General features: G+C 67.7%; 25 protein-coding genes. 16 read left to right on the top strand and 9 right to left on the bottom strand.

Going from position 1 to position 26,847, the window contains the following annotated elements; translation table 11 throughout:
• Positions 1 to 5 precede the first annotated feature (5 nt).
• From GC150_03490 to GC150_03465, 6 genes are all read left to right on the top strand, one after another.
• Positions 6 to 1,490 (top strand): histidine--tRNA ligase, encoded by a 1,485-nt coding sequence (locus GC150_03490; protein MBI1383959.1) that lies wholly within the window; start codon positions 6 to 8, stop codon positions 1,488 to 1,490.
• 25 nt (positions 1,491 to 1,515) lie between these two features.
• Positions 1,516 to 2,691 (top strand): ATP phosphoribosyltransferase regulatory subunit, encoded by a 1,176-nt coding sequence (locus GC150_03485; protein MBI1383958.1) that lies wholly within the window; start codon positions 1,516 to 1,518, stop codon positions 2,689 to 2,691.
• Positions 2,691 to 3,389: an ATP phosphoribosyltransferase gene (locus tag GC150_03480; protein MBI1383957.1), complete on the top strand. Its 699-nt coding sequence runs from the start codon at positions 2,691 to 2,693 to the stop codon at positions 3,387 to 3,389. The genes GC150_03485 and GC150_03480 overlap by 1 nt, the downstream gene beginning before the upstream one ends.
• A gap of 72 nt (positions 3,390 to 3,461) precedes the next feature.
• Positions 3,462 to 4,454, top strand: coding sequence for an acryloyl-CoA reductase (locus GC150_03475; GenBank protein ID MBI1383956.1), 993 nt, complete (start codon positions 3,462 to 3,464; stop codon positions 4,452 to 4,454).
• A gap of 33 nt (positions 4,455 to 4,487) precedes the next feature.
• Positions 4,488 to 4,877, top strand: coding sequence for a CidA/LrgA family protein (locus tag GC150_03470; protein ID MBI1383955.1), 390 nt, complete (start codon positions 4,488 to 4,490; stop codon positions 4,875 to 4,877).
• A complete protein-coding gene (locus GC150_03465) occupies positions 4,874 to 5,590 on the top strand; it encodes an LrgB family protein (protein MBI1383954.1) in 717 nt (238 codons plus the stop codon). The genes GC150_03470 and GC150_03465 overlap by 4 nt, the downstream gene beginning before the upstream one ends.
• A gap of 15 nt (positions 5,591 to 5,605) precedes the next feature.
• On the opposite strand, the gene GC150_03460 is transcribed toward GC150_03465, so the two are convergent.
• Positions 5,606 to 5,845 (bottom strand): hypothetical protein, encoded by a 240-nt coding sequence (locus GC150_03460; GenBank protein ID MBI1383953.1) that lies wholly within the window; start codon positions 5,843 to 5,845, stop codon positions 5,606 to 5,608.
• 244 nt (positions 5,846 to 6,089) lie between these two features.
• Between GC150_03460 and GC150_03455 the strand changes: the two genes are divergently transcribed.
• The 4 genes from GC150_03455 (at position 6,090) to GC150_03440 (ending at position 10,473) form a co-directional block, all read left to right on the top strand.
• Positions 6,090 to 6,521, top strand: a complete 432-nt coding sequence (locus tag GC150_03455; protein MBI1383952.1) for a hypothetical protein — start codon at positions 6,090 to 6,092, stop codon at positions 6,519 to 6,521.
• Positions 6,522 to 6,747: 226 nt separating this feature from the next.
• Complete coding sequence (locus GC150_03450; protein ID MBI1383951.1) at positions 6,748 to 7,914, top strand: cell surface protein; 1,167 nt, start codon at positions 6,748 to 6,750, stop codon at positions 7,912 to 7,914.
• A gap of 117 nt (positions 7,915 to 8,031) precedes the next feature.
• On the top strand, positions 8,032 to 9,039 hold the full coding sequence (locus GC150_03445; GenBank protein ID MBI1383950.1) for a hypothetical protein: 1,008 nt from the start codon (positions 8,032 to 8,034) through the stop codon (positions 9,037 to 9,039).
• 6 nt (positions 9,040 to 9,045) lie between these two features.
• Positions 9,046 to 10,473: a hypothetical protein gene (locus tag GC150_03440; GenBank protein ID MBI1383949.1), complete on the top strand. Its 1,428-nt coding sequence runs from the start codon at positions 9,046 to 9,048 to the stop codon at positions 10,471 to 10,473.
• Between the two features lie 42 nt (positions 10,474 to 10,515).
• On the opposite strand, the gene GC150_03435 is transcribed toward GC150_03440, so the two are convergent.
• Entirely contained in the window at positions 10,516 to 11,532 is a 1,017-nt protein-coding gene (locus GC150_03435) for a cupin domain-containing protein (protein ID MBI1383948.1), read from the bottom strand.
• Here GC150_03435 and GC150_03430 point away from each other — a divergent pair.
• Positions 11,531 to 13,156: a long-chain-fatty-acid--CoA ligase gene (locus GC150_03430; protein MBI1383947.1), complete on the top strand. Its 1,626-nt coding sequence runs from the start codon at positions 11,531 to 11,533 to the stop codon at positions 13,154 to 13,156. The two genes, GC150_03435 and GC150_03430, sit on opposite strands and share 2 nt — an antisense overlap.
• Positions 13,157 to 13,241: 85 nt before the next feature.
• Here the strand turns inward: GC150_03430 and GC150_03425 are convergent, their stop codons facing one another.
• Positions 13,242 to 13,715 (bottom strand): hypothetical protein, encoded by a 474-nt coding sequence (locus tag GC150_03425; protein MBI1383946.1) that lies wholly within the window; start codon positions 13,713 to 13,715, stop codon positions 13,242 to 13,244.
• Between the two features lie 277 nt (positions 13,716 to 13,992).
• Here GC150_03425 and GC150_03420 point away from each other — a divergent pair, with 277 nt between their 5' ends.
• A complete protein-coding gene (locus GC150_03420; GenBank protein ID MBI1383945.1) occupies positions 13,993 to 15,009 on the top strand; it encodes an NAD-dependent epimerase/dehydratase family protein in 1,017 nt (338 codons plus the stop codon).
• Positions 15,010 to 15,051: 42 nt separating this feature from the next.
• Here the strand turns inward: GC150_03420 and uvrB are convergent, their stop codons facing one another.
• The 4 genes from uvrB to GC150_03400 form a co-directional block, all read right to left on the bottom strand.
• Positions 15,052 to 17,781 (bottom strand): excinuclease ABC subunit UvrB, encoded by a 2,730-nt coding sequence (uvrB, locus tag GC150_03415; protein MBI1383944.1) that lies wholly within the window; start codon positions 17,779 to 17,781, stop codon positions 15,052 to 15,054.
• Between the two features lie 86 nt (positions 17,782 to 17,867).
• Positions 17,868 to 18,674: a hypothetical protein gene (locus GC150_03410; protein MBI1383943.1), complete on the bottom strand. Its 807-nt coding sequence runs from the start codon at positions 18,672 to 18,674 to the stop codon at positions 17,868 to 17,870.
• Positions 18,675 to 18,974: 300 nt separating this feature from the next.
• Positions 18,975 to 19,844, bottom strand: coding sequence for a DUF533 domain-containing protein (locus tag GC150_03405; GenBank protein MBI1383942.1), 870 nt, complete (start codon positions 19,842 to 19,844; stop codon positions 18,975 to 18,977).
• 217 nt (positions 19,845 to 20,061) lie between these two features.
• Positions 20,062 to 20,382 (bottom strand): hypothetical protein, encoded by a 321-nt coding sequence (locus tag GC150_03400; protein MBI1383941.1) that lies wholly within the window; start codon positions 20,380 to 20,382, stop codon positions 20,062 to 20,064.
• Positions 20,383 to 20,581: 199 nt separating this feature from the next.
• On the opposite strand from GC150_03400, the gene GC150_03395 reads away from it, so the two are divergent.
• Entirely contained in the window at positions 20,582 to 21,250 is a 669-nt protein-coding gene (locus tag GC150_03395; GenBank protein ID MBI1383940.1) for a hypothetical protein, read from the top strand.
• A gap of 448 nt (positions 21,251 to 21,698) precedes the next feature.
• On the opposite strand, the gene GC150_03390 is transcribed toward GC150_03395, so the two are convergent.
• Both GC150_03390 and GC150_03385 read right to left on the bottom strand, forming a co-directional pair.
• Positions 21,699 to 22,652: an EamA family transporter gene (locus tag GC150_03390; GenBank protein ID MBI1383939.1), complete on the bottom strand. Its 954-nt coding sequence runs from the start codon at positions 22,650 to 22,652 to the stop codon at positions 21,699 to 21,701.
• An 83-nt stretch (positions 22,653 to 22,735) separates the two neighbouring features.
• Complete coding sequence (locus tag GC150_03385) at positions 22,736 to 23,296, bottom strand: redoxin domain-containing protein (protein ID MBI1383938.1); 561 nt, start codon at positions 23,294 to 23,296, stop codon at positions 22,736 to 22,738.
• A gap of 120 nt (positions 23,297 to 23,416) precedes the next feature.
• Between GC150_03385 and GC150_03380 the strand changes: the two genes are divergently transcribed.
• Genes GC150_03380 through arsC form a run of 3 tightly spaced genes read left to right on the top strand, consistent with a single transcriptional unit; the run spans position 23,417 to position 26,818 of the window.
• On the top strand, positions 23,417 to 25,150 hold the full coding sequence (locus GC150_03380; GenBank protein ID MBI1383937.1) for a 5-guanidino-2-oxopentanoate decarboxylase: 1,734 nt from the start codon (positions 23,417 to 23,419) through the stop codon (positions 25,148 to 25,150).
• The gene (locus GC150_03375; GenBank protein ID MBI1383936.1) at positions 25,143 to 26,405 is read left to right on the top strand and encodes an aminotransferase class I/II-fold pyridoxal phosphate-dependent enzyme; all 1,263 of its coding nucleotides are present in this window, start codon (positions 25,143 to 25,145) and stop codon (positions 26,403 to 26,405) included. Before GC150_03380 ends, GC150_03375 begins: the two co-directional genes overlap by 8 nt.
• The gene (arsC, locus tag GC150_03370; GenBank protein ID MBI1383935.1) at positions 26,402 to 26,818 is read left to right on the top strand and encodes an arsenate reductase (glutaredoxin); all 417 of its coding nucleotides are present in this window, start codon (positions 26,402 to 26,404) and stop codon (positions 26,816 to 26,818) included. The genes GC150_03375 and arsC overlap by 4 nt, the downstream gene beginning before the upstream one ends.
• Positions 26,819 to 26,847 lie beyond the last annotated feature (29 nt).

Genomic DNA, 26,847 nt, shown 5'->3' with positions numbered 1-26,847 from the left:
CAGCCATGAACCAGCAAAACCGACCCGGGGCACGCCTTGCCCGGGGTTTCCGCGACATCGGCCCCGAAGAGCTGCGCGGCCTCAACGAGATGCTGGCGCGCATCCGCGAGGTCTACGAGCGCTATGGCTTCGAGCCGCTGGAGACGCCGGCGCTCGAGTACACGGACGCGCTCGGCAAGTTCCTGCCCGACCAGGACCGGCCGAACGCGGGCGTCTTCTCGTTCCAGGACGAGGACGAGCAGTGGATGAGCCTGCGCTACGATCTGACGGCGCCGCTCGCGCGCTACGTGGCGGAGAACGCGCGCAACCTGCCGAAGCCATTCCGGCGCTATGCCTTCGGGCCGGTCTGGCGCAACGAGAAGCCGGGGCCGGGGCGCTATCGCCAGTTCATGCAGTTCGACGCCGACACGGTCGGCACCGACAACATCGCCGCGGACGCTGAGATTTGCATGCTGGCGGCCGATACGCTGGAGGCGCTCGGCGTCGCGCGCGGTCAATACCGGGTGCGGGTCAACAGTCGCAAAGTGCTCGACGGTATCCTCGAATTGGCCGGCATCGACACGCGATCGGATAAGGACGCGGACCGGCGGCTGATCGTGCTACGGGCCATGGACAAGTTCGACAAGTTCGGCCCGGAGGGGGTGCGGCTGCTGCTCGGGGCCGGGCGCAAGGACGAATCCGGCGACTTCACGAAGGGGGCCGGACTCGATCCGGCCTCGGGCGAGCGGATCATCGCCTTTCTCGTCGCGGGCGGTTCCAGCAACAGAACAACGCTCGCCGCGATGCGCGAGAGCCTCGCGGGCGGCGACGGCACGGCTGACGGCCTCGCCGAACTCGAGACACTGGCCGAGCTGACGGCGGCGGGCGGTTACGACGACGGGCGCATCGTGATCGATCCCTCCGTCGTGCGTGGCCTCGAATACTACACGGGGCCTGTCTTCGAGGCGGAATTGACCTTCGAGATCAAGAACGAGGACGGCGAGACCGTGCGCTTCGGCTCGGTCGGCGGCGGCGGGCGCTACGATGATCTCGTTGCGCGCTTCACCGGCGAGCGGGTGCCGGCGACGGGCTTTTCGATCGGCGTTTCGCGCCTCCAGGCGGCGCTCGCCTCACTCGGGCGGGCCGAGACGGCGGGCCAGGGCCCGGTCGTGGTGCTGGTCATGGACAAGGGCGAGATCGCGGCCTACCAGCGCATGACGCAAGCGCTGCGCGCGGCGGGCATCCGCGCCGAGATGTATCTCGGAACCTCGGGCATGAAGGCGCAGATGAAATACGCCGACCGGCGCGGGGCGCCCTGTGTCGTCATCCAGGGATCGGACGAGCGGGCGCAGGGGCAAGTGCAGATCAAGGACCTCGTCGCCGGAGCCGAGGCCGCCAAGTCGATCACCGACGCCAAAGAATGGCGCGAGGGGCGGCCGGCGCAGTTTTCGGTGTCCGAGACGGAGACGGTCGCGGCGGTCCGCGAGGTCGTCGAGCGCAACAAGCGCTGACGCCGATAGTCGACGGGGCGAACCGATGGTTGCCGAGACAGCGCGAAGCTTCGATGCCCTCGAAGCACAGGCCAGCGTGCTCATGCAGGTGTTCAAGGGGGCCGGGTTCGAGCACGTGGCGCCGGCCATCATCCAACCGGCCGACGTCTTCCTCGACGTGATCGGGGAGGCGCTGCGCGGGCGCACGTACGTCTTCACCGACCCGGACGGCGAGGAACTCTGCCTCAGACCCGACATAACCGTGCCGACCTGCCGGCTCTATCTCGAGCGTCATCCGGCGGCGGATCGCAAGGCGAAGTATTGCTACAACGGACCCGCCTTCCGCTTCCAGCCGGGGGGCGTCACGGAATCGCATCCGCGCGAGTTCCGCCAGGCTGGGATCGAATCCTTCGGGGACACGGCGAAGGTGAAGGCCGAGGTCGAAGTTTTCGCCCTCGCGCTCGAAGCGCTCGGCAAGGCGGGCCTCAAGGCGTTCCGCGTGCGGCTCGGCGATCTCGGCATCATGCGCGCGCTGCTGGACGCCATCGAGATGCCGGAGCGCTGGCGCAGGCGTCTCGCCGCGAGCTTCTGGCGCCAGGAAGCGTTCCGCAGCGAACTGATGCGGCTCGGCGGGCAGGCCCCCTGGCCAGTTCCCGACGGGACCGGCGATCTCCTCGCCCGGCTGACCCCCGACGACCAGGAGGCCAACGAGGCGTCCGTCGCGGCCTTTCTGGCCGGCCAAGGCATCGAGATCGTCGGCAACCGCACGGTCGCCGAGGTGGCGGCAAATCTCGCGGAGCTGGCGGCGGACCTCGGCGAAAAGCCGCTCGGCGCCCCGGTCATCGCGCTCATCGACGACTGCCTCGGGGTGAAGGGGCCGCCGCGCGTGGCCGGCGCACGCCTCAAGGACCTGACACGGGAGCGGCACATCGATCTCGAAGCCGCCATCGAGGGCTACATGCAGCGGCTCGATCGGCTCGCCAAGACAGGCATCGATTGGTCGGAAACCGAGTTCTCGGCGCAGTTCGGGCGAGATCTCGAATACTACACGGGCTTCGTTTTCCAGGTCGAGGTGGCGCTATTCGGCGCGCGCGGTCATCTGGCCGGGGGCGGGCGCTACGACAGCCTCCTCGGCGATATCGGAGCACCGGCCGAGGTGCCGGGAGTCGGGCTGGCCATCCATACCGAGCGCCTGCTCTACGCCATCTCGGAGGGCCTCTGATGGACGACCCGTTGGTGCTCGGCGTGCCCTCCAAGGGACGGCTGATGGAGCGCACGCTCGCGCTCTTCGAAGCCGCGGGGCTCGCGATCACGAAGAACGGCAACGAGCGCGGGTACCTCGGCAGCATGCCCGGCCTCGATAACGTGGTCGTGCGCTTCCTCTCGGCGAGCGAGATCGCCTCGATGCTCAAGCGTGGGCGGATCCACGTCGGGGTCACGGGCGAGGACCTCATTCGCGAGCAGATCGCCGAGCCGGAGGGCCGCGTCGACTTCCTGCGCCCGCTCGGCTTCGGGCACGCGGACGTGGTGGTCGCGGTGCCGGCCTTCTGGATCGACGTCGTGAGTGTTTCCGATCTCCAGCGCGTCGGACTCGCCTTTCAGGCCATGCACGGCCGGCGCATGCGCGTCGCCACCAAGTATCTCAACCTCGCACGCCGCTTCTTCACCGACCACGCGGTGACCAACTACCGGCTCGTCGAGAGCCTCGGGGCAACGGAAGGCACGCCGGCGGCCGGGAGCGCGGAGATCGTGATCGACATCACCTCGACGGGCGCGACGCTGGCAGCCAATGCGCTCAAGGTGCTCGAGGACGGCGTCATCCTGCGCAGCGAGGCCAATCTCGTATCCTCCCGGGCCGCCAACTGGTCGACGCCGGTCAACGTCGCGCTCAATGCCATGATCGAACGAATTGGCGCTTGAATCCGCGCAGGTCCGACTTTCGCTGAGGCCCCCGTCTGCTAGAACCGGAGCGCAAAGCCAAGGGAGAGACCGATGTTCAAGGCACTGCTGGTCGAAAAAGCAGAAGACGGTTCCATCAGCCAAAGCGTTCGCGACCTCGACGAAAGCCGGTTGCCGGCGGACGGCGATGTCACCGTCGCGGTCGAGTATTCCACGCTCAACTACAAGGACGGGCTCTGCATCCACGGTCAGGGCGGGCTCGTGCGCAACTTCCCGCACGTGCCCGGCATCGATTTCGCGGGTACGGTCACGGCCTCATCGGACGCGCGCTACAAGCCGGGCGACAAAGTCGTGCTGACCGGCTGGCGGGTCGGAGAGGCCTGGTGGGGCGGCTATGCGCAGAAAGCAAAGGTGAAGGCCGACTGGCTCGTCAAACTACCGGCCGGGCTCACGACGCGCCAGGCGATGGCGGTCGGTACGGCGGGCTTCACGTCGATGCTCGCGGTGATGGCGCTCGAGGCGCACGGACTGCGAGCCGGCAGCGGCCCGGTCCTGGTGACGGGGGCGGCGGGCGGCGTCGGCTCGGTCGCAACGGCCATTCTCGCCAAGCTCGGCCACGAGGTCGCGGCGGTGACCGGACGGCCGGAAGCAGCCGATTACCTGAAAGGGCTCGGGGCGACCCGGATCGTGCCACGCGAGGAAGTGGCGACACCGTCCGGCCGGCCGCTCGACAAGGAGACGTGGTCGGGTTGCATCGACGCGGTCGGCGGCGCCATGCTGGCCACCGTGCTGCCGCAGATGAAATATGGTGCGAGCATCGCCGCGGTCGGGCTCGCCGGGGGCGCCAAGCTCGAGACGACGGTCGTGCCGTTCCTGCTGCGCGGCGTCAACTTGCTCGGCATCGACAGCGTCATGCGGCCCCATGGCGACAGGATCGCGGCTTGGCAGCGCATCGCCAGCGACTTGCCGATGGACAAGCTCGAAGCGATGGTCGAGCCGGCAACGCTCGCCGACCTGCCGCGCCTCGGCAAGGACATCCTCAAGGGCAAGGTGCGGGGCCGGGTGGTGGTCGACGTCAATGGCTGACCGGCACCCCGGCCTGGAGCGCGGGAGGGGCGGGTGATCGGATACCTCACCCTCATTCTCGGCTGCCAGCTCGCTGGCGAACTCCTCGTGCGCCTCGCCGGTCTGGCGGTTCCGGGGCCGGTCGTCGGGATGGCTATCCTCTTTGTCGGCCTCGTGGCGCGTGGCGGTCTGCCGGCCGACCTCGGCAAAGTGGCGGACGGACTGATCGGCAACCTCGCGCTGATGTTCGTTCCGGCGGGCGTCGGGGTCGTGGTGCATGCCGGATTGATCGGGCGGGAATGGCTGGCAATCTCGGTCGCGCTGGTGGTCAGCACGGTGCTCACCGTCGCGGCAACGGGGCTGATGATGCGGGCGCTGACACGCGGCGGCGCGGATGGTTCCAGCACAACGGGCGACGGGGACGAGCCCGGGGCGCCTGCATGAGCGAATTGCCACAGATCTGGGTCTACCTCAGCGCCAGCCCGCTCTTTCATCTGACGCTGACGCTCGCGGCCTACCAGGCAGGCCTCTGGATCTATCGCCGGAGCGGGCTGCATCCGCTGCTCAACCCGGTGCTGCTCGCGGTGCTCATGGTGGCGGCGGTGCTGACGGTCTCGCGGACCCCTTACGTCGACTATTTCGAGGGGGCGCAATTCGTTCACTTCCTGCTGGGGCCGGCGACGGTGGCGCTCGCCATCCCGCTCTATCGCCAGCTCGCTCGGGTCCGCGCCTCCTGGCTCGCGATCCTCTCGAGCATCGCGACGGGCTCGGCGGTAGCGGCGGGCTCGGCGGCGGGGATCGCCTACCTCGCCGGCAGCCCGGCGGGAGTCATCGCCTCGCTCGCCCCGAAGTCCGTGACGGCACCGGTCGCCATGGGTATCGCCGAGCAGATCGGGGGGCTGCCCTCGCTCACGGCGGTTCTGGTGATCGTGACTGGCATCATCGGGGCGATGCTCGGGCCGGCAGTGCTCGACGCCCTCGGCATTCGCGACTGGCGGGCGCGCGGCCTCGCCATCGGTACGGCAAGTCATGGGATCGGAACGGCGCGGGCGTTCCAGGTGAACGAGGTGGCGGGCGCGTTCGCGGGCCTCGCCATGGGCATCAACGCGATCGCAACGGCGCTGCTGCTGCCGATCGTCTGGGGGCTACTCGGCTAGCGGGTACCGCTAGCTTCAGCCGCGCAGTTCGACGCCTTCATCGAGCGGCAAATACCAGTCGGTGCGTTCGCCGCCGAGAACGGTGGCAATCCGCGCCGCCAGAGCCGGGCCGATCGTGACGCGCCCGTCGAGCAGCTCGCTCGCCACACCAACGGATACATCGAGCCGCCCCGCGAGCGCCGGAAGCGAGCCGCCGAAGCGCGGCAAAGCTTCACGCCGAAGCCGGATACCGGGATGCTCAGCCATCTGTGCCATGTCACTACCTCCGCCGTACTTCCCATCATATGGGACACCCGACACGGTAAACAAGCTGAAACATTCGGTAACATTCTGTCGGATTAGTGAACCTCCCGTGATCAAACAATGGCGACAGTGAACACATGGCGCCGGAGGCACCAGAATCGGTCTGAGCCCTCCATTGACCTGGCATCGACACCGAGACCGGCACCCGGACGACCGGATGGCCCGGTTGCAACCGCCAGACGATGGAGTTCACGAGATGATCAAGTCCACCCTCGCCGCGCTCGCGATCGCCGCAGCGGCCCTCCTCGCCGGCGATGCGCCGGCCAAGGCCTTCACGATCGGCGAGGGCGTCGGCGCAAAGCCGGCCGCCGCCGGGCAACTCGTGACGCCAGCGGGCTCGTACGGCTATACGGGCAACTACGGAAATCACAGCTACGGCACGTACGGCACCTACGGCAAGAAGCATCACTACGGCTTCTACTATCGCCGCAACCAGCCGCTCTATTTCGGCTACGGTCCGCATCACTACGCGTACAAGCCCTACTACTACAAGAAGCACTACGACATCTACGACCCTTGCCACTGGCTGCGCAAGAAGGCCGTCTGGACCGGCAGCTACCACTGGTGGAAGAAGTACGAGCACTGCAAGGCCAACGCCCATTACGATCACGGCTACACGCATTATTGAGCCGCCGACGCACCGTTGTCTCTCACTCCTTCACTCCTCCCTCGAACTCGGCCCCGCTCCGGCGGGGCCATTTTCGTTTCAGGGCGACGTCTCGGGGCCGGAGCAGCGCCGTAACGGCAGAACACTTAACCGCTGTCCACGCGGTGCATTGCGAAGCCGCACGCCAGGCAATACCTCTGGGGCGTCAACCGCCCTCGCGCAAAGCGCGCATCAGGAGCCGCTCGCCATGGCCAAACTCTCCCCCCTCGCCCACCTCGATCGCGCCAAGCAGAAGATTCGCGACCTCGGCCTCAACGTGAAGCCCGTCGAAGCCGACCCGATCGGTGGCCTCCTGCAGCAGATCTACGCGCTCGATCAGGAGAGCGTGACGGTGATCGCAAAGACGCTCGCCGACGTCTCGGTGTTCAACGAGATCGTTCGCAACGAAATCTCCGCGATGAACATCGGCGAGCGGTACAACGAGATCGTCGGGGCCTTCAATTCGATCCGCGAGGACGCAAAACGCCTCGTCGATCAGCTCGAGGACGGGAAGGTCAACACCTTCGAGCGCGTCGCCAACGTCTGGATGAAGGTGCGGCGTGGAGACATCGCCGACCGCTTCGACGAGATCCGTTATTCGTATATCGAGGTGGCGCGCGACACCAAGGACCAGATCCTGCGCGAATCCCGTATCCTCGAGGCCTACCGGGATTTCCGCAGCGCCTACAAGCAGGCCCAGGTGCTCTCGCTCAAGGTCTACGAGCGGGCCGAAAAGGAACTGACAAAGGCCAAGAAGGAACTCGAGATCGCGTCGCAGGCCGTCGCAAAATTCAAGGGGACGGAGCCCTCCGAGCGCGCCGAACTCGAACTGGAGCGCGACGAGAAGCTGCGACTGCTCCAGGAGGAGGACAAGCGCTACCAGATCGCCAAGGACCTCGCCGACAACATGACCGTCGGATACAATACGTCCGAAGTCATCATGACGCGCCTCATGCAGACCACCAGCGCCAAGGAGCGGGTCTATCAGCAGGCGGTGAGCTTCTTTTCCACCAACGAGGCGGTGCTGACCGCGCTCAAGGCCTCGTTCACCGGACTTTTCGGCCTGCACGAGTCGACCAAGACGCTCGAAGCGATGAAGGAAGGCGTCTCCAAGAGCCTCGAGACACTGTCGGAGGTCGGCGGAAAGGTGCAGGAGGCCGCGATCAAGGCGGGTTACGGGCCGACGGTTCGGGCCGATGCGGTCAAAATGCTGGTCGACAGCGTCGTCAGCTTCCAGGTCCGGTCCAAGGAGATCATCGAGGAGATGCGCGTACTCGCGACGCGCAACGCCGCCGAAATCCGCGAGGCGGTCGAGGATGGCAAGCGGCGCATGGCACGGCTCGAGGCCGAAGGACACGCGCTGGTCGACGCGTAGGGGCCGCGGGGTTCGTCAAACCATCATGGCTCGCGGTCGGCGGCAAAGCCTCGCACTTAGGCCCGCAGCGTCCGAGGACATGCTCCCCGGAGCACCAGGGAGCCCGAAGAGGAGTTCATGAACGCAAGTCCCCAAGGCGAGCGGCAACAATCCACGGCGCCGGCTGCAACCGGCGGACCGGCGGCGAGCGCATCCTCGACGGGGGGCGCGGCGAGCAAGCTCGACGACGTCATGATCGCGATGGACGTGGTGGACACCCTGCGCCACGACGCGAGCATCGTTGCGCGCGAACTCGACGAGAGCGGCCGGCGCGAGGCGCTGATCGAGCGGCTCAGGGAGATCTATCGCGGCCAGGGCATCGAGGTTGCGGACCGTATCCTCGAAGAAGGCGTCAGGGCGCTCGGGGAAAAGCGCTTCGTCTATGAACCTCGGGGCGGGGCGCTCGCCCGGCGGATCGCACTGATCTATGCGACGCGCTGGTCGTGGGGGCGGCAGGCGGGCCTTGCTGCCGCGGTCGTCGCGGCCCTCTGGCTCGCATGGTACGCGATGATCGAGCGTCCGCGCTCGCTCGAGCGCGAGGCGCTCGCCATCGAACTCACCCAAACCCTGCCGGCCGAGATCGCCAGCCTCGAGCGCGAGATCGCCGAGGAGACGGACGATGCCGGGCTCGAGGCGAATGCGGCCCGGACGGCCGGGATTGCGCGTGCGGCGGCGGCAGCGGGGCGGACCGAGGAGGCCCGCGCCAAGCGCGCCGAACTCGAGCACATGCTCGCGCGCCTCAGGGAAGAATATGTCGTGCGCATCGTCACGCGGCGCGGCAGTCTCAGCGGACTCTGGCGGATCCCCAAGGTCAATCCAGATGCCCGGAATTTCTATCTCATCGTCGAGGCGGTCGGGCCGACCGGCGTCGTCCTGTCGCGCGACGTGGAAAACGAGGAGACGGGCACGCGGGACACGGTCACGGCCTGGGGCGTGCGCGTTCCCAAGCACGTGCTCGACCGCGTGCAGGAGGACAAGAGCGACGACGGAATCATCCAAAACGTCGTCGTCGCACACAAGCCGCGCGGCGTTCTCGAACCGCAGTGGCTGATCGAGGTCGAGGGCGGCACGATCACCGAGTGGTGAGGAAAAATGGCGAGCGGCGTCGAAACACGCGAAGAGATCGAGGATGCGATCCGCAGCCTGCAGGCGCGCGAGCGCGAAATCCGGGCGGAACTCGAGGAGATCAACGGTCGGCGGGCACGGCTGCTCGAGCGCAGGATCGACGGCTTTCGCGAACTCGCCCGCGTGCGCACGAAGGACGCGCTCTCGGATGGCGTGATCGACGAGGCGGACCAGCTCTCGTCGGAGGTGACGAGCCTGCTCGTTGCGCGGGAAAAGACCGTCGCCGCGCTGCACCAGCGCCAACGGGTCGCGCTGGACGCCCGGACCAGACAGATTACCGACCTCGACCAGTTGACCCGCGAGATCGCCGAACGCGAAGCGCGACTGGACGAGATCGCCGCGGAGGCACAACGCGATCTCGCGGCGGACCCGAAGCACGCGACGCTGGTCGCGGCGGCCGGGGAACTCGCGGACAAGCGCGAGCGGGCCGCCGTCAAGGTCGAGCAAGCCGGCCGTGACCGGGCGGAAAAGGGCAAGCACTACGAGGCCGATCCCCTCTTCCTCTATCTCTGGCAGCGCGGCTACGGCTCGCCCGACTATGCCGCCTCGAAGGTGGTGCGCTGGCTGGACGGCAAGGTCGCGGCACTGATCGGCTATGCCGACGCCAGGGCCAATTATTCGGTTCTGATACAGATTCCGGACCGGCTCGCGGCGCACGTCGCGGACCTCGAAAGCCAGCTCGGAGCGGCGAACCGCGCCGTCGAGACAAGGCTCTCGACGCGCATCAGCGAGATCGCGGGGGAGGATATCGTCGGTCGCCTCGACGAGTTGAGGAGCCAGAAAGGCGCCGCGGCTGGCGAACTGACGCAGATCGCCGCCGAACTGACCGACATCGGCGCCCAGATCAACCGCTATGCCGAGGGCCTCGACGAGGGCCTCCGGAACGCGATCGCACGCACCGCCGAGTTCCTCGCCGAAGAGAGCCTCGAGCGACTGACGCGGCTGGCCCGAGAGACGCCGGCCCCGACCGACGATCAGCTCGTTGCGCGCATCGCCGGCATCGATCGCGACCTCGCCGGTCTCGATGCGAGTGGAGAAAAACTGAAGCAACGGCTCGACGAGACCTTCGAGCGCCGGCAGGAACTGGTGAGGATCGCCACCGAGTTCCGCCGCAACCGTTACGACGAACCGGGGAGCATATTCTCCGAGGAGACGAGCGGCGGGGATCTCCTCGAAGAACTACTGAAGGGGATCATCACCGGCGCGGACTACTGGGCACGGACCCAGCGCCGCCAGAGCTGGGGAGGGCGCCCGGCCGATCCTTTTCGTCGCTCCTCCGGGCTGCCGCCGTTCGACGGCTCGATCTTCGGCGGAAGCCGGCGGAGCGGTGGCGGCGGGGGACGCGGCTCCGGCGGCTTCGGCGGCCGCGACTTCAAGACCGGCGGCGGGTTCTGACGCGGACCAGCGCCGCCACAATTCTGCGATGCGAGCGGGCGCCTACGCCTCGGCGGCGACCACCTCGGGTGGCACCGGCGTCAACTCCACACGCTTCCAGCTCGCGTCCGGCTGGCGCACCCAGTGGGCCTGCATCCAGCGGCCGTCCGGGGCCTTCTCCCAGGCGAGGTTGGGGCTGTCGACATCACCGATCCAGATGTAGAGCAGGAGCACCGGCTCATCGCCGACGGTGAGGCTGTGGACCCGGTTGCTCGGCGAGCGCGCGTGTTCGCCGGGCGCCAGCGTGAAGGGGCTGCTCGCGTGCCCGTACTGGAGGTGGAGGTGACCGGACACGCAGAAATAGATCTCGTCGGCGCCGTGGGTGTGCAGGGGATAGTGGACGCCGGGAGCGAGAAGGAAGAGGCCGGTGCGGCACAGTTCGCTCGAAACGAGCCCGGCCTGGCCGGCGACCTGGCCTGCCAGCATGCCTTGGCTGAGTGTCCTCGAAAACCCCTCGCCCTGGTAAATCTGGTACCAGTGAACGGCATGCGCCGCCCGGCGGGCGGCCTCGGTCAACGGCGCGGGACCACGGAGGCTGGCGAGGCGGCCGGACAGATGCGCCATGGTCGGGTGGACGAACGGCTCGGCCGGCTTCAGATGGGCTGGCGCCTCGGCCAGTTCGCGAAGCCGCGCGACGAAAGAATCGAGCATCGTGTCCGCGCCGCGCCGCGCCGCGAGTGCATCGGCGAACGCCGCCGAAAAGTCGCGAGCGATCGCCCGCCCGTCAACCGGAACTACTACCACGCCCTCGTCCTCCATTCGCCGCCAACCGCATTCGCCACGACCGGAAGGGCCGGTGCGGCAGCCACCCACATTGCCCCCCGCCAGCGCGGCAGACCACGATCCCACGCGGTCCGAGAGGAGGCAAGCGCCATCGCCACGCCCCCTTGCAGCGGTGGCCCTGCCGTCGCACTCTGGCCGGCGCGCGGGCCGAACGGGGTTCGCGGAAATCGTTGCGCAGCGCACAACCGTCAGCAGGCACCAGGTCGCTGGACCGGGGCAACCGTGTGAGGAGGCCATGATCGACGAGCGACCCGAACTGGCGCGGCGGCCCGCCAATTACGTGCCCCTCTCCCCGATCAGCTTCCTCGAGCGCGCTGCGGCGATCTTTCCCGATCGCCTCGCGGTGATCGATAGTGGGCGCAGGTTCACCTACCGTGCGTTCCGCGAGCGTTGCGTGCGGCTCGCCTCGGCACTGGCGGGGATGGGCGTCGGCGCGGGCGACACGGTCGCCATTCTCGCCCAGAACTCACCGGCGCTTCTGGAAGCGCACTATGCGGTGCCGATGCTCGGAGCGGTGCTCAACCCGATCAACATCCGACTCGATGCCCCGAGCATCGCCTTCTGCCTCGAGCACGGGGAGGCCAAGGTGCTGCTGGCGGATCGCGATTTCGCCGGAACGATCACACCGGCGCTGGCACGACTGGCGAGCCCGCCGCAGATCGTCGACATCGCGGACCCGCAGGCGGCGGGGCAGACCGCGATCGGGGGTGCCGAATACGAGGAACTCATCGCGCGCGGCGACCCCGGCATTTGCCATCCCGGAGTGGCGGACGAGTGGGCCTCGATTTGCCTCCTCTACACCTCAGGCACCACCGGCAATCCCAAGGGTGCGGTCTATTCCCACCGGGGCGCCTATCTCGGGGCACTCGGCAACGCCTACACCTTCAAGCTCGACCACGAAAGTCGCTATCTCTGGACGCTTCCGATGTTCCACTGCTCGGGCTGGACCTTCACCTGGGCGGTGACGGCGGCGGCAGGCACGCACGTCTGTCTCCGCCGCGTCGAGCCGAAAGCCATTTTCTCGCTCATCGTCGAGCATGGTGTCACGCACATGTGTGGTGCGCCGATCGTGCTGAACATGCTGGTGCACGCGCCGGAGGAGGACAAACTGCGCTTTCCGCAGCGCGTCAAGGTGGCGACGGGCGGAGCCTCGCCGCCCTCGGCGGTGATCGAGCGAATGGAGGGTATGGGGTTCGAGGTGCTACACCTTTACGGAACCACGGAGAGCTACGGCCCGTCGGTCTATTGCGCGCCGGTTGCCGAGTGGAGCGGGCTCGATGATCGCCGCCGCTTCGAGCTCATGGCCCGCCAGGGATTGCCGATGGTGATGCTGGAGGGGCTCGTCGTCGCCGATCCCGAAACGCTCGCGGCCGTGCCCATGGACGGCGAGACGATGGGCGAAATCCTGGTGCGCGGCAACTCGGTCATGAAGGGCTATCTGAAGAACGAAGCGCAGACGGAACAGTCGTTCGCGAACGGCTGGTATCACTCGGGCGATCTCGCGGTCTGGCACCCGGACGGCTACGTCGAGGTCAAGGACCGTTCGAAGGACATCATCATCTCGGGCGGAGAGAACATATCATCGCTCGAGGTCGAGGAGGTGCTCTACCGCCATCCCCAGATCATGGAGGCGGCGGTGGTGGCGAAAGCGGACGAGAAATGGGGGGAGACGCCTTGCGCGTTCGTTGCGCTGAAACCCGGGGCGGGGGCCGTGACGGCCGAGGACGTCATCGCCTACTGCCGGGACAACATGGCGCGCTACAAAGTGCCGCGTCATGTCGTGTTCGGTCCGCTGCCCAAGACGTCCACGGGAAAGATCCAGAAGTTCGTACTGCGGGAGCGGGCGAACGAGGGCACATAGTGGTGCTGGCGGAATCGAAGACGCCCGCCCCTGCAACCAGGGACGGGCGTTCCGGCGCTCGTGCCGCTCGGATGAGTCGCAGCGCTCAAGGCAGGTAAGGGCAGCGCTTCTCGTAGCCGCTGTAGGTGATGTAGGTCTCCGTCTCCCAGTCGAAGGAACGGAACTCCGCGGCGCAGCGCTCCTTCTGGTAGAGGTAGTAGTCGCGGCCACGGTGGCGCGGGCGCGGACGATAATCATAGTCGTCGTAGGCGTGGGCACGGCTGCGCGCCGCCTCGTTGGCGATGATCGTGCCGAGGACGAGTGCGCCGACGCCGATCGCCAGACCGCGGCGGAAGTTGCGACCGCGACGGGCGACGCGGATCAGCGGCTCGCTCTCGGTCGCGGCGGGAATGGCTGCGTCGGCCGGCAGGGCCGCGAGGCCGAACGACTGGCGGACGACCTCGATTTTCTTTGCGACCGGATCGGCGGTCGGAACGCTGGCTGCCATGGCGCCGGCCGTACCGATCGCCAGGAAAACAGCAAGGCCCGCGACGCGGGCGGCGTAACGGAATGCGGACATCTCTCTCCCTTCGGAAATCCCCAAGGATGCTCTCGGCCCCCGCTAGCAGCCGATTGTGGCAGCAATGACCCCGGGCATCATGGAAAGAGCGTAGACCTCTCGCCATGAACACAATCTGAACCGGACCCCGACGACGAGGGGGCGGGCGAAGGCGCGCCGGTCCGCGAACGCCTTGCCATGTCCCCTGGATGGCGGGCACGTTCGTGCGTGGCAAGCGCCGGCAGGACCGACAGGGTCGCCCCGGCGCATCGAGAACCGATCGGAGAGGCGAGCCGACATGCTGATGGTGACCGGGGGTGGCGGCTTTGCGATGAGCCACGTGGTGCGGCAATGGCTCGAGCGGGACCGCGCGGCGCGCGTGCTGCTGATCGATGCGAGTCCGCTCGACGGGCCGGCGTCGGCGTTCTTTGCCGCCCACTCCGATCGCATCGACGTCGTGACCGGTGACGTCGGTGACAGCGCTCTCTGGGAGCACATCGCACGGGCCGGCGGGCCGCTCTCGCAGGTCACCCACATCGTGCACGGCGCCGCCGTCACGTCCATCGAGGCACAGCGACAGCGCGAGGGCTTCGGGGCAGCGCTCGCCGTCCTCGAGGCAAACGTCATCGGCACCGCGCGGATGCTGGCGGCGGCCGAACAGTCGCCACGGCTCCAGCGCGTCGTCAACGTCTCGTCGAGTTCGGTCTATGCGAACCGGGGGCTGCAGGCCCCGGATCAACCGCTCGCCGAGGACGTCAGCGTGCATCCGAGCGGGCTCTATGCCATTTCCAAGCTCACTGGCGAACTCCTCGCCAATGACGCGGCACTCGGCTCGGGCGTGCCGGTCGTCTCCGTGCGTCCGTCGAGCGTCTATGGTCCGCTCGACAGACGTACCGCGACCCGCGCCGTCGATTGCGTACCCAAGCGTCTCCTGCACCTCCATCGGCAGGGGCGGACCGTGCGGGTCTCGGGCCTCGGCTCGGTCGGCGACTACATCCATGCCGGCGAGTTGGCCCGGGCGATCATCGCCCTCCTCGATGCCCCCGCTCTGCGCCATCCCGTCTACAACATCGCGCTCGGTGAATTCGTCACCCTCGAGCGCTTGCTCGCGCTCGTCGGCTCAGTGCGTCCGGCATTCCGCTATACGCTCGTCGATCCTAGCAACGCGGACATCGCGGGCGATCCCTGCCATGTCGACGGCAAGTGGGGAGCCCTCGACATCTCGCGCCTCGTTGCCGACAGTGGCTGGCGTCCACGCCCGCTCGTGGAGATGCTCGCCGACTACGCCGACTGGCTCGACCACCACGAGGTGTAGGGTCGGACGGGTGGTACCGGCGCGCAGTTCGGCCTCCGGCACTCAATCGCGGCTCTTGCCACCCTTCTTGCGGTACTTGTCGCGCGCGTTCTGGCCGGCCCGGCCCATGCTCGAACGGGCGCGCGGGCGCTCGCCCTGGGCCGGGACCGAGAGCGAGGCATGCGGGCCCATCTCGTCGAGCGTCGGCTTGTGCGGGCCCCTGATCTTCTCGCCGAAGGCGCCGGCGCGCTCGGTGACATCGACCTGGCGGGCGAGGGGATCGTCCATCACCGCGAGCTGGGTCGCCTTGAGGCGCTTGACCTCGTCGCGCAGGCGGGCCGCCTCCTCGAACTCGAGGTCGGCGGCGGCCGCGCGCATACGTGCCTCCATGTCCGCGATGACGGTCTCGAGGTTGTGGCCGACGGCGGCGGCGCCACGCCTGCCACGCCCGCCGTCGAGCACGCCGGCATCCACCGTCACATGGTCGCCCTCGTACATCGAGGACATGATGTCGTTGATGCGCGCCTTGACACTCTCGGGCGTGATGCCGTTGGCGAGGTTGTAGGCCTTCTGCTTTTCCCGCCGTCGTTCGGTCTCGGCGATCGCCCGCTCGAGGGAGCCGGTCATCTGGTCGGCGTAGAGGATGACGCGGCCGTCGACGTTGCGCGCAGCACGCCCGATGGTCTGGACGAGCGACGTCTCGGAGCGCAGAAATCCCTCCTTGTCGGCGTCGAGGATCGCGACGAGGCCGCACTCGGGAATATCGAGGCCCTCGCGCAGCAGGTTGATGCCGACCAGGACGTCGAAGGCGCCGAGGCGCAGGTCGCGGATGATCTCGATGCGCTCGAGCGTATCGATGTCGGAGTGCATGTAGCGCACGCGGACACCCTGCTCGTGGAGGTATTCGGTGAGGTCCTCGGCCATGCGTTTGGTGAGCGTGGTGACGAGCGTGCGATAGCCGGCGAGCGAGACCTGGCGAACCTCCGAGAGGAGATCGTCGACCTGGTTGCGGGCGGGGCGGACGGAAATTTCGGGATCGGTGAGACCGGTCGGACGGATCACCTGTTCGGTGAAGACGCCACCGGTCTGTTCCAACTCCCAGCCGCCCGGCGTCGCGGAGACATAAATCGTCTGCGGGCGCATCGCATTCCACTCCTCGAAGCGGAGCGGCCGGTTGTCCATGCACGACGGGAGGCGGAACCCGTACTCCGCGAGCGTCGCCTTGCGGCGGAAGTCGCCGCGGAACATGGCGCTGAGCTGGCCGACGGTGACGTGGCTCTCGTCGACGAAAACGATCGCATTGTCCGGGAGATACTCGAAGAGCGTCGGTGGCGGCTCACCGGGGGCTCGGCCGGTCAGGTAGCGGGAATAGTTCTCGATGCCGGCACACGAGCCGGTCGCGGCCATCATCTCGAGGTCGAAGAGGGTACGCTGCTCGAGGCGCTGCGCCTCGAGGAGCCGGCCAACGCCGTTGAGCTCGGCAAGGCGCTGGTCGAGCTCGCGTCGGATCTGGTCGACAGCCTGGTTGAGCGTCGGCTTCGGCGTCACGTAGTGGGAGTTCGCATAGATCTTGACGAGTTGCAGGTCCTGCGTCTTCTGACCGGTCAGTGGATCGAATTCGGCGATCGCCTCGACCTCGTCGCCGAAGAAGGAAAATCGCCAGGCGCGGTCCTCGAGGTGGGCCGGCCAGAGTTCGACGGTATCGCCGCGCACACGGAAGGCGCCGCGCTGGAAGGACTGGTCGTTGCGGCGATAGTGAAGGGCGACGAAATCAGCGAGCAGCTGGCGCATGGAGACCGTATCGCCGACCTGCACCGCGAAGGTCATGGCGGTGTATGTCTCGACGGAGCCGATACCGTAGATGCAAGAGACCGAAGCGACGATGAGGACGTCGTCGCGCTCGAGCAGGGCACGCGTCGCGGCATGGCGCATCCGGTCGATCTGTTCGTTGATGCTCGCTTCCTTCTCGATGTAGGTGTCGGTGCGCGGGACGTAGGCCTCCGGCTGGTAGTAGTCGTAATAGGAGACGAAATACTCGACCGCATTGTCAGGAAAGAAATTCTTGAACTCCGAGTAGAGCTGGGCGGCGAGCGTCTTGTTGGGCGCGAGCACGAGGGCGGGGCGCTGCGTCGCCTGGATGACATTGGCGGCGGTGAAGGTCTTGCCGGAGCCCGTCACGCCGAGCAGCACCTGGTCGCGCTCGTGGCGGGCGATGCCCTCCACCAGTTCGCCGATCGCCTGGGGCTGGTCACCCTTGGGCTCGTATTCCGAGACCATGCGGAAGGCGATGCCGCCCTCGGATTTTTCCGGCCGTTCCGGGCGATGCGGGGTCCAGGCGGGCGGCGCGCCGGCCTCGTCCAGCACCTGGCGCACGATCGGGTGGCCCATGATGAGCGGCTGGTGCGCCTCGGCAAAGCCCGGGCGCGGATCGTCGAGGGAGGGAATGCCGAGCGGCTTCTTCCTTCCCTTGCGCGGGCCGCCGGCGGCCTTTGCCGCCGCCTCGGCCTCGGCGCGTTCGCCGGGGGAGGGAGGGCGCGGGGCACCGGCGATGGCGCCGCTGCGGATCGCCGGCAGGGCCGAGCGGGCCGGTGCAATGCTCTCGAACGGGGTTTGCGGGGCTTCCGAGAGCCCGGAAAGCCCAGGGGTGCCCGCTTCGGTCTCGGGGGGAGGGGCGACAGGCTTCGACGACTTGGGCTGGCGGCTCGCGCGCGTCGGGGCGTCCCGGCGACCGGCAACGCCTTTGCCCGCAGCCGCCCTGCCGTCACGCCCGCCGGTCGATTTCGCTCGTGTCATGGACGGGACTATGGCCGCGCCCGGCCGCCGGATCAATGCCTGCGGCCGCGTTCATCGTGGGTGGCCGGGCGCGCCCCGTCGCCGGCTCAGCCGCAGGGCTGGCGGCCGCTCGGTGGCACCTCGACGAAACGCGCGATCTCACCGGAGACGCCGCCGAAGACGCCGGCAAAGTCGCTGCGGTCGAGGTAGCCGGAGCGCACCAGATCCTCCAGCTGGAAGCCGACGCGGGCATCGAAGCGATCGTTTCGCACCTCGGGAACCCGCTGGAATTGCGCCACCGTCGTGCCGGTCCCCTGACCGTTCATGGTGCCCGAGACATCCGCCAGGAGATCGCCGGTGTTCATGGCGACACGGACGCCGGCGGCGGTGAGGTGCGAATTGTGGAGTTCGGCGAGATCGTAGCGGACCTGGCGGTAGCGGTCGATCTGCTCGACGAGCTGGCCGCGCGCCTTGCCGTCGCAGAGCCGGTCGCGCTGCATCTGCATGGCGCAGACGAGGAACGAGGCGTACTGGCCGACCGCCGCATCGCGCTCGACGAGCGCGGAGCGCTGATTGCCGGAATCGGGCTCGGCGCCGAAGCAGGCCGAGAGGATGGACCGGTCCGCGTCGCGATAGAGCGGGCTCGCCTGGGGATCGGTGACAGCCCTGATCCGAGCCATTTCGCTGGCCGTCTGCTGGCGCAGGCCGGCCATGGAAATGCCCTCGTAGAGGAGAAAGCCGGCAAACGCGATGCCGGCGATGCCGAAGAGGACGCCGACGATCTGGTCGATCGCGCCGCCGCCATCGTCCTCCTCGTCGCGCGCCGGGGGGCTCGATGCGCGCAACACGGCGGGCACGCCGCGATTGACGCCGAGAGCGGTATTGAGGCGATCCTGGGATACCCGCCTTGCCATGCTCGTCCTCCTGGTCAGCGGGTCCGAAACCCGCTGGCGCCCGCCCCGACGCCGCGCGCGCATGCCGAGAAATCCGCTGCGACCGTCGGGCAGAGCGAGAACGCCGACATGCGCATGGACCCGGGCACGACCCGACACGGCGTTGCGCCCCAGGAGGAGCAGCGGTTCCGCAGCTCGCCATCGCTGCCCAACCGCACCAAGCCGACCTGCCGACGCAACATCGCGCGACCGTACCGCGGTCCGGTTGAAATTCGATTTAAGGCCGCGCGCCGAGTCGGGTCGCGTGAGCCCCGGTGCGCCTCAGGCGCGTACCGAGGCGACCTCACGGTCGATGTCGAGGGCGAGAGCCGGGTCGAGCCCGAGGGCATCGGCGAGGCGGGCGAGGAAGGTGCGCTCGGCGGAGGTGTCCGGCTCGATGGTGAGGCGGGCGGCGGCATAGATGCGGGTCGCCTCGGCGGGGCTCGGACGGCCTTCGGTCAAATCCGCGATGGTCGGCGGGTTGGCGAAGAGGCCTTCGAGGGCGCCGACGGTCGGCGCGTCGATGCCGGCTTGGCGCAGGCCCGCGATGATGTGCGCGCGTTCGGCGGAATCGGCGTTTCCATCCGCCATCGCGGCGGCAATCATGGCGCCGAGATAGCGGCGGGCGTCGGCTTGGCTGAGCGCCTCCGGCTCGAAGCCGGAGCCGGCGGGGGCCCGGAGTTCGTCGTAGTCGTCGCGGTGGGCTGGCACGGACCCGGCGGGCGCCGCTCCGCCAGTGCGGGCCTGATGGCGCTTCCAGGCGTCGTAGGCGAGACCGCCGATGAGCACGAGACCGCCGAGTTTGGCGGCGCCGGTCGCGAGGCTGCGGCCGCTGCGCGTGCCGATGAGCAGGGCGCCGAGGCCACCGAGGATGGTTCCGGCCGCGACCTTGTTGTCGCCGGCCCAGGTCTTGGCGCGATCGAGCAGGTCGCCCGCGCCTTGCCCACCCGAAAGCTCGCGCACGAGATCGTCGATCTTGCCGCCGGCGCCGGTGCTCTCGCCGATGTCGCGGGCGGCCGTTCCAACGCCGCGCGTCGCCTGGCCGAGGAGGTCACGGGCGAGGCCCGTCAGATCGGTCTCGCCGGAGCGCACCTTCTCGGTGTTCTCGGAGACGGCGGCGGTGAGGGCGTCGAGCAGCTTGCGGGCATCCATGGCATCGTTCCTTCTTCGTCGGAACCGGGACCCGTACGGCGGGCCGGACCAGGCGGGGGGCTCTGGGCGAGACGCGTTGGCATGGCTCGCAGTGGAGCGATACCACACCGGGCGCCACGGACCCTCCCAATTGGGAGGGGTGAACAGCTGTTTCAATGGAATGGGCCGACAATCGGGACTGGGATTGGGCCGGTGATGGGGCCTGTGATGGGGCCGGTCACGAGGTGGCGTCGCAGGGCTCGCGGGTGATCGTCCAGGAGGTGTTGTTGAGGACGCGGCTGCAGGTGGCGCGGACGAGGCCCTTGGCGGTGCGCATGCAGATGGTGTCGCCGACCGCGATGTCGGCGCCCTTGTAGCGGCAGGTGCAGGGGATGTGGGCCTGCTGGGCCGGGTTGTCGGTGAACGGCGGGCGCGACGACGCCGCGCTCGAAGCGCGCAGGCTCGAGGCCGGCGTCGCCCCGGTGCCGTCGGCGGCCCCGCTGCCGGGCGCGCCCACCCAGAAGGCGAGCAAACCGGCGGCGACCGCGAGATGTCGCAACGCTATCCCATCGCGGTGGAGTGTAGCCGGTTGCGCGGCGAGTGCAATGGGGTGTGTGGAAGCGAGGGGGTGGAGAAAGCAGGTGCGACAAATCGGCCTTGTCCACAACCTGCAGAAGATCGCTGAAAAGAGTTGCCGAAATCGCACCGACAACTAGACTGAGATAATCCAAGGCTATTCTCAACCGGGTGGTTCTGCAATGAGCTTGTTAGAAGAAATTATAGCTGGTGCGAGTGGCGACCAGATGCCGACGAGCACTCTGCTCCGCAAATGCATGGTGTTAGCAGCCAAACTCGATAGCAAGCCCGCCGAAGATTGGCTTGACTGGGAACTTAATGGCTACCCCAAAGGAACGACAATTCCTGAATATCGGATTCTCCCAATGCTTATCAAGGTTAACATGATCGATATGACAAAGACAGTCAACGATTGGACTGTGCCACCTGAGTTCCTGGACAAAAATAGCAAAAATTTTATGCACCACCACTATCGGGCGAGCATCGGAGAAATCGAAGATCACTTGAAAAAGGATGGACAGCCACTCCAATTCAACGTTGGAAATTTAGTCGGTTATCTGCGGACACAAAAGTTTACCTCAATGGAGATCGTCTCAGCCGTCTGCGAAGTCAGTTCAGGCAAGATCAAGCACATTACTGAGAGCGTTCGAACCAGAGTCCTCAAATTTGCACTAGACTTGGAGAAGGCATTCCCGGAAGCCGCACGAGAGGATTACTCTATGCCACAAAACTCCGATCGCGTGAACCAGATATTTTACAATACGATTTACGGTCCGACCAATCTCGTTGGAACAGCGACAAATTCGAGCGTTTCGGCAAAAATAATAATACGGGATTTCTCATCCTTGTGAAGCGCTTTGCGTGGTCACGGCGTGGGCGAACCAGACATTGTCGAGCTGCAAAAGGCCGTAGAGGAGGACTCGCCATCGACTGATGGAAGATTGGGCCCCAAAGTTGCAGCTTGGATCGGCAAGATGGTGTCGAAGGCCGCAGATGGCACTTGGACGATCGGAACCGGAGCAGCCGGAGCGGTGTTAGCTGATCTTATCGGCAAGTATTACGGGTGGAAGTAAAACCGCATCGCCACTCAGCGCTGCCTTGACTCCGAAAATCATCGCGGAGGTGGTGTGAGCGGCGCATAGTCGGGCGATGTATTTGCAGCCGTCCGTCGGGTCGAGCCCTTGGCGAAACCAGACAAAGCGGGTGAATGCGGCGACGTCGGGTCTCCTGCGTCGACCCGACCTACGACGACAACCGAGCCGACCTGTCGGGCGTGACCCAAGCTGCTCCCCACCCCCCTCAAACCGCCGCCGCGCCCGTCCGGCGCATCCACCAGCGCCGGGCCACGGGGGTCAGTTCGACGATCAGCATGGCGGCGAACACCAGCGCGCAGCCCATGGCGCCGAGGAGGCTCAGGCGCTCGCCGAGGAGGAGGGCCCCCGCCATCGCGGCAAAGAGGCTTTCCGAGCCGATGATGACGGCCGCCTCGGGGGCCGGGGTGTGGCGCTGCGCGATCGCCTGAAGGGAAAAGCCGATCGCGCCCGAAACGATGCCGGCATAGAGCAATTCCGGCACGACGCGGGCGAGGGCTGAAAGGTCGAAGGTCTCGAAGGCCGGCAGCAGGAGCGCGGCAATGAGGCTGGTCAACAGATACTGCACGAAGACGGCGAGGAACGGGGCGCCCGTGCGCATGACGAGCATGCCGACGAGGACGACGTGCAGGGCCCAGAACACGGCGCCGGCCAGGACCAGGAGGTCGCCGACGGTGAGCGCGGACAATGTCGCATCGCCGATCAACCAGACGCCCGTGATGGAGAACGCGGCGGCAAGCCAGACGTAGGCGGCCGGCGGGCGGCGAAAGAACAGCCAGACGACGATTGGCACGAGCACGACGTAGACCGTCGTCAGGAAGCCGGTGTTGGTGACCGACGTCGTCAGCATGCCGACCTGCTGGAGGAGGGAGCCGCAGCAGAAGGCGAGCCCCGTCGCCAGGAACAGCGCCAGCGAGCGTGGCGTCCCGAGCGGCGCGAGGGCGGGCGCGCCGTCCGCCGGATGCCCAGAGCCGTGGAGCCGGCGCAGGCGTCGCACCTCGAGGATCGCGAGCGGCGCGACCACCAGGGCGGACAGCAGCAATCGCGCCGCCGCGAACGACAGCGGGCCGACGGCATCGAGCGCGGTCTTCTGGGCAACGAACGCCGTGCCCCAGATGATCGCGGTGAGGAGGAGGAGGAAGTCGGCCTGGAGGCGGGTCATGGCGCGCCATTAGACGGGCCGCGACCGCGCCGCAATGGCCGATCGGCACCGTTCGGCGTTTCCCGTGGTGGCGTCCCCTGGCGTCAGCTCGTCTCGTCGCCCGAAAGGACCTCGCCGCGTGCCGGATAGCCGTTCTTGGTGACGAACTGGACGGCGCCGAGGATGTCGGCGAAGTGCGGGCGCGCGAAGGGCATGGTCTGGACGCTCGCGAAATAGAGCGTGCCGTCGGGGCGGACCATGAAGAGGCCGGGCTCGACGAAGATCGCGGGCTCCTCGATGCCGATCGAGGTCTTGCCACGGCCGCGCGAGACGTAGAGGCCCCATGCCCGGGCCTGCTCGATCGTGAGGCCATAGCCGAGGTCGAGGCGGTCGAGCTTCCAGCTCTCCTGGGCTTTGGCGGCCCGCTCGCGGTCGTCACTCGAGAGCACGAACGGTTCCACGCCGGCGGCGCGGAACTCGTCGAGGCGGGTCTGGAGGTCGGTGAGATAGCCGCGGCAGATCGGGCAGTGGAGGCCGCGATAGACGACGAGCATCGTGAAATGCTCGGGGCGGCTTTCGGCGAGCGACCAGCGGCGACCGGAGAGCGTCGCGACCTCGAGGGCGGGAACGGGCTGGCGGGGAAAGAGCGGGGTCAGAGCGGGCATCGGGCGTCCTCGGTGCGAATGGCGGGTGGGGGGTCCGGTGCGCAAGATAGGGCATCGAAGGGCGGCGCCCCAGGGGTCGCCGGAACACGTCTCCACACGTCCGCGTGACGATGCGGAGCGATGGCGGGGCGAGGTGGCGAGCCGGCCGCGAAGCGACTAAGGTGCCGGCGACCGGACCGGTATCGGCCCAGTCCGTTCGCCCCATCGGGGCCGGCGGACCGCCTGCCAGCAATCGAGGGCGATGCGATGACCACCTGCGGAGAGGCCATTCCGAAGTTGCTTGCCGGCTACGGCTGCGAGGTCGTGTTCGGGATTCCCGGGACCCATTCGATCGAACTCTACCGGGGACTCGGCGATGGCACGCTACGCCACGTGTTGCCGCGCCACGAACAGGGCGCCGCCTTCATGGCGGAGGGCTACGCGCGGCTCGCGGGAAAGCCCGCGCTCTGCTGCCTCATCACGGGGCCGGGCCTGACCAATGGCGCGACCGGCATCGCGCAGGCCTATGCCTCCTCGACGCCCATGCTGGTGATCACGCCGGTCAACGAGCGCGAAAGTCTCGGCAAGGGCTGGGGCCGCCTGCACGAACTCACCGATCAGAGCGCCGTCGTACGACCGTTCACGGCGTTCACGGAAACCGCGATGACGGCGAGCGACGTCCCGGCGCTGGTGGCGCGCGCCTACGACATCTTCTCCTCGCAGCGACCGCGCCCCTGCCACATCCAGATCCCGATCGACGTTATGCGCGAGCCGGCGACGGGCGACTGGAGCCCACGCGCGCCAGCGATGGCGCGCACACCCGATCCGCAGGCGATCACAACGGCCGCCCGGCTCCTGCTCGAAGCGCGCTCGCCCGTCATCCTCGCCGGTGGCGGCGCGATCGGGGCGGCGGAGGCGGTGCGCCGTCTCGCCGAGCGCCTCGATGCCCCGGTCGCGACCAGCTTTGCCGGCAAGGGCATTCTGCCCCACACCCACCCCCTCGCGCTCGGCGCCACGCTCTCGCTCGTCGGAACCCAGGCCGCGCTCGCGGTCGCGGACGTCGTGCTGGCCGTCGGCACCGAGCTTTCGGAAACCGACAGCTGGCGCAAATGGCTGGACATCCCGGGCCGGATCGTGCGCGTCGACATCGACGAAGGGGAGATTTCCAGCGACTATCCGAGCGCGGTCGCGATCGAGGGAGACGCGGCGACGGCAATCGTCATGCTCATGGAGGCGATCGGGCGCGGCGGGCCGGGCGAACCGCCCCGGGCCGGCCATGGCCAGGAGCGCGCGGCCGCCGCCCGGCTCGCCAATCGCGCAACGCTCGATTCCCTCCAGCGCCGTCACCTCACCGTGCTCGATGCGATGCGCGCCTCACTTCCCGCCGAGACGGTCTTCGTCGGCGACATGACTCAGCTCGCCTACACCGCCGACCGCTTCCTCGACGTCGACCGGCCGGGACATTATCTCGGCTCGTTCGGCTATGGCACGCTCGGCTATGCGCTGCCGACAGCGCTCGGGGCAAAGATCGCCGCGCCGGACCGTCCGGTCGCCGCGATCGCGGGTGATTCGGGCGTGCTCTACACGATCCAGGAAATGGCGACGGCCGTGGAGGAGCGCCTCGGGGTCATCCTCTACCTCTGGAACAACCGGGCCCTCGGGCAGATCCGCGACGACATGGTGGAGGCGCAGATCCGCCCCTTCGCCGTGCTGCCGGAGCCGCCCGACTTCCAGGCGATCGCACGCGGTTTCGGCTGGCAGAGCGCGATCGCGCACGATGCCGGGGAGATCGGGGCATTGACGGCCGCCGCGCTCGCAGCCGGCGGCCCGCATCTCATCGAGGTTCGCGATCCGGAGGTCTGGGCCCATGACTGATGCGACGACGAGGGAAATCAATCCGGGCGGCGCCGGCAGAGCAGGGCCGCGGCCGGCGACGCGCACCCTGAGCTTCCAATCCGGCGGGAGCGATGCCTGGGCCGTGCACTACGAGGCGAACCGGCGCAAGGCGAACGGCAGCGACGTCATCGTGCTGACGATCGGTGATCCGGACTTCGATACGCCGCGCCCGATCGTGGAGGCCGCGATCGCGAGCCTCGAGCGGGGCGAAACGCATTATACGCCAGCGGCCGGCATCGATACCTATCTCGAAGCCGTCTCCCTCGCCGAGACGCAGCGGCTCGGGCGGACGATTTCGCGCACGGAGATCACAACCACCCAGGGCGCCCAGAACGGCCTTTACGCGGCCATGCAGTGCCTCGTCGATCCGGGTGACGAGGTCATCGTCTCGGACCCCGCCTATCCGACCTTTTCCGGCGTCGTCGGCGGGGCCGGCGGCGTGATGGTCAGGGCACCCCTCGCCTTCGACGGGGAGAATTTCCGCTTCGAACTCGAGGTCTACGAACGGCTCGTCACACCGCGCACGCGGGTCGTCCTCTTCAATGCGCCGCACAACCCGACCGGGGCCGTGGTGGGCGCGCGTGAGGCGAGGTGGATGGCGGATTTCGCCGCGCGTCACGACCTCTGGCTGATCTGTGACGAGGTCTATGCGGAGATGTGCTTCGAGGAGGAGTATGTCTCGCCGGCGAGCTTTGCCGACACCGCCGACCGCGTGCTCTCGATGCGCAGCCTCTCCAAGTCGCATGCGATGGCGGGCTGGCGGTGCGGCTGGATCGTCGCCCCGGCGGACCTCACGCGCCATATCCGCAATGCCACCAACTGCATGCTGTTCGGGGGGGCGGAATTCATCCAGCAGGCGGCGGCGGTCGGCCTCGGGCTCGACGTCTCGCGCGAGATGCGCGACGCCTATCGCAGGCGGCGGGATCTGGTTCTCGAGACGCTGGCGGGGCTCAACAGAGTGCGCCCGCTCCGGCCGATGTCGGGCGTCTTCATGCTCGTCGACGTGCGCGGTACAGGGTTATCGGGGGACGAATACGCCTGGCGGTTGCTCGATGCCACCGGGGTCGCCGTGACGCCGGCGGATCACTTCAGCCCCGTGACGCACGGTTTCGTGCGCGTATCCCTCTGCACGCCGGACGCCGAACTCGCGGAAGCCTGCCGGCGGATGGCCGCCTTTTCGCGCACACTCGATGGAGCGGCGGCAATGACGCCAGCACATGGAGGACAATCGTGAGCGTCACCATCTACCACAACCCGGTGTGCGGGACCTCGCGCAACACACTCGCGATGATCCGCGCATCGGGCATCGAGCCCGAAATCATCCTCTATCTGGAGACGCCACCGGACAGAACCACGCTCGTGCGGCTCATCCGCGAGGCCGGGCTGACGCCGCGCGCCCTGCTGCGCGAGAAGGGGACGCCCTATGGCGAACTCGGCCTCGACGATCCCTCGCTCGGTGACGAGGCGCTGATCGATGCCATGTTGGCGCATCCGATCCTCATCAACCGGCCTTTGGTCGTCACACCCAAGGGGACGCGGCTCTGCCGGCCGTCGGAGGTGGTGCTCGAGATTCTCGAGAATGCGGACATCGGCGCATTCGAGAAGGAGGACGGCGAGGTGGTCGGGAGCAAAACGAAAAAGGGCTGACCGCACGCGGCCAGCCCCCATTGGACGAT

It is taken from the genome of Hyphomicrobiales bacterium (assembly GCA_016125495.1).
GTDB lineage: Bacteria > Pseudomonadota > Alphaproteobacteria > Rhizobiales > RI-29 > RI-29.
The sequence above is the reverse complement of the archived record's forward strand: the minus strand, read 5'-3'. Positions and strand labels throughout refer to the sequence as shown.

Coding starts and splice junctions, on each gene's coding strand:
- GC150_03380 (MBI1383937.1), top strand. CDS start 23,417: ATGGCGGGGCGAGGTGGCGAGCCGGCCGCGAAGCGACTAAGGTGCCGG.
- GC150_03420 (MBI1383945.1), top strand. CDS start 13,993: ATGCTGATGGTGACCGGGGGTGGCGGCTTTGCGATGAGCCACGTGGTG.
- GC150_03440 (MBI1383949.1), top strand. CDS start 9,046: ATGGCGAGCGGCGTCGAAACACGCGAAGAGATCGAGGATGCGATCCGC.
- GC150_03385 (MBI1383938.1), bottom strand. CDS start 23,296: ATGCCCGCTCTGACCCCGCTCTTTCCCCGCCAGCCCGTTCCCGCCCTC.
- GC150_03475 (MBI1383956.1), top strand. CDS start 3,462: ATGTTCAAGGCACTGCTGGTCGAAAAAGCAGAAGACGGTTCCATCAGC.
- GC150_03465 (MBI1383954.1), top strand. CDS start 4,874: ATGAGCGAATTGCCACAGATCTGGGTCTACCTCAGCGCCAGCCCGCTC.
- GC150_03460 (MBI1383953.1), bottom strand. CDS start 5,845: ATGGCACAGATGGCTGAGCATCCCGGTATCCGGCTTCGGCGTGAAGCT.
- GC150_03485 (MBI1383958.1), top strand. CDS start 1,516: ATGGTTGCCGAGACAGCGCGAAGCTTCGATGCCCTCGAAGCACAGGCC.
- GC150_03455 (MBI1383952.1), top strand. CDS start 6,090: ATGATCAAGTCCACCCTCGCCGCGCTCGCGATCGCCGCAGCGGCCCTC.
- GC150_03450 (MBI1383951.1), top strand. CDS start 6,748: ATGGCCAAACTCTCCCCCCTCGCCCACCTCGATCGCGCCAAGCAGAAG.
- GC150_03480 (MBI1383957.1), top strand. CDS start 2,691: ATGGACGACCCGTTGGTGCTCGGCGTGCCCTCCAAGGGACGGCTGATG.
- GC150_03430 (MBI1383947.1), top strand. CDS start 11,531: ATGATCGACGAGCGACCCGAACTGGCGCGGCGGCCCGCCAATTACGTG.
- GC150_03405 (MBI1383942.1), bottom strand. CDS start 19,844: ATGGATGCCCGCAAGCTGCTCGACGCCCTCACCGCCGCCGTCTCCGAG.
- GC150_03425 (MBI1383946.1), bottom strand. CDS start 13,715: ATGTCCGCATTCCGTTACGCCGCCCGCGTCGCGGGCCTTGCTGTTTTC.
- GC150_03395 (MBI1383940.1), top strand. CDS start 20,582: ATGAGCTTGTTAGAAGAAATTATAGCTGGTGCGAGTGGCGACCAGATG.
- GC150_03410 (MBI1383943.1), bottom strand. CDS start 18,674: ATGGCAAGGCGGGTATCCCAGGATCGCCTCAATACCGCTCTCGGCGTC.
- GC150_03375 (MBI1383936.1), top strand. CDS start 25,143: ATGACTGATGCGACGACGAGGGAAATCAATCCGGGCGGCGCCGGCAGA.
- GC150_03390 (MBI1383939.1), bottom strand. CDS start 22,652: ATGACCCGCCTCCAGGCCGACTTCCTCCTCCTCCTCACCGCGATCATC.
- GC150_03445 (MBI1383950.1), top strand. CDS start 8,032: ATGAACGCAAGTCCCCAAGGCGAGCGGCAACAATCCACGGCGCCGGCT.
- GC150_03490 (MBI1383959.1), top strand. CDS start 6: ATGAACCAGCAAAACCGACCCGGGGCACGCCTTGCCCGGGGTTTCCGC.
- uvrB (MBI1383944.1), bottom strand. CDS start 17,781: ATGACACGAGCGAAATCGACCGGCGGGCGTGACGGCAGGGCGGCTGCG.
- GC150_03435 (MBI1383948.1), bottom strand. CDS start 11,532: ATGGCCTCCTCACACGGTTGCCCCGGTCCAGCGACCTGGTGCCTGCTG.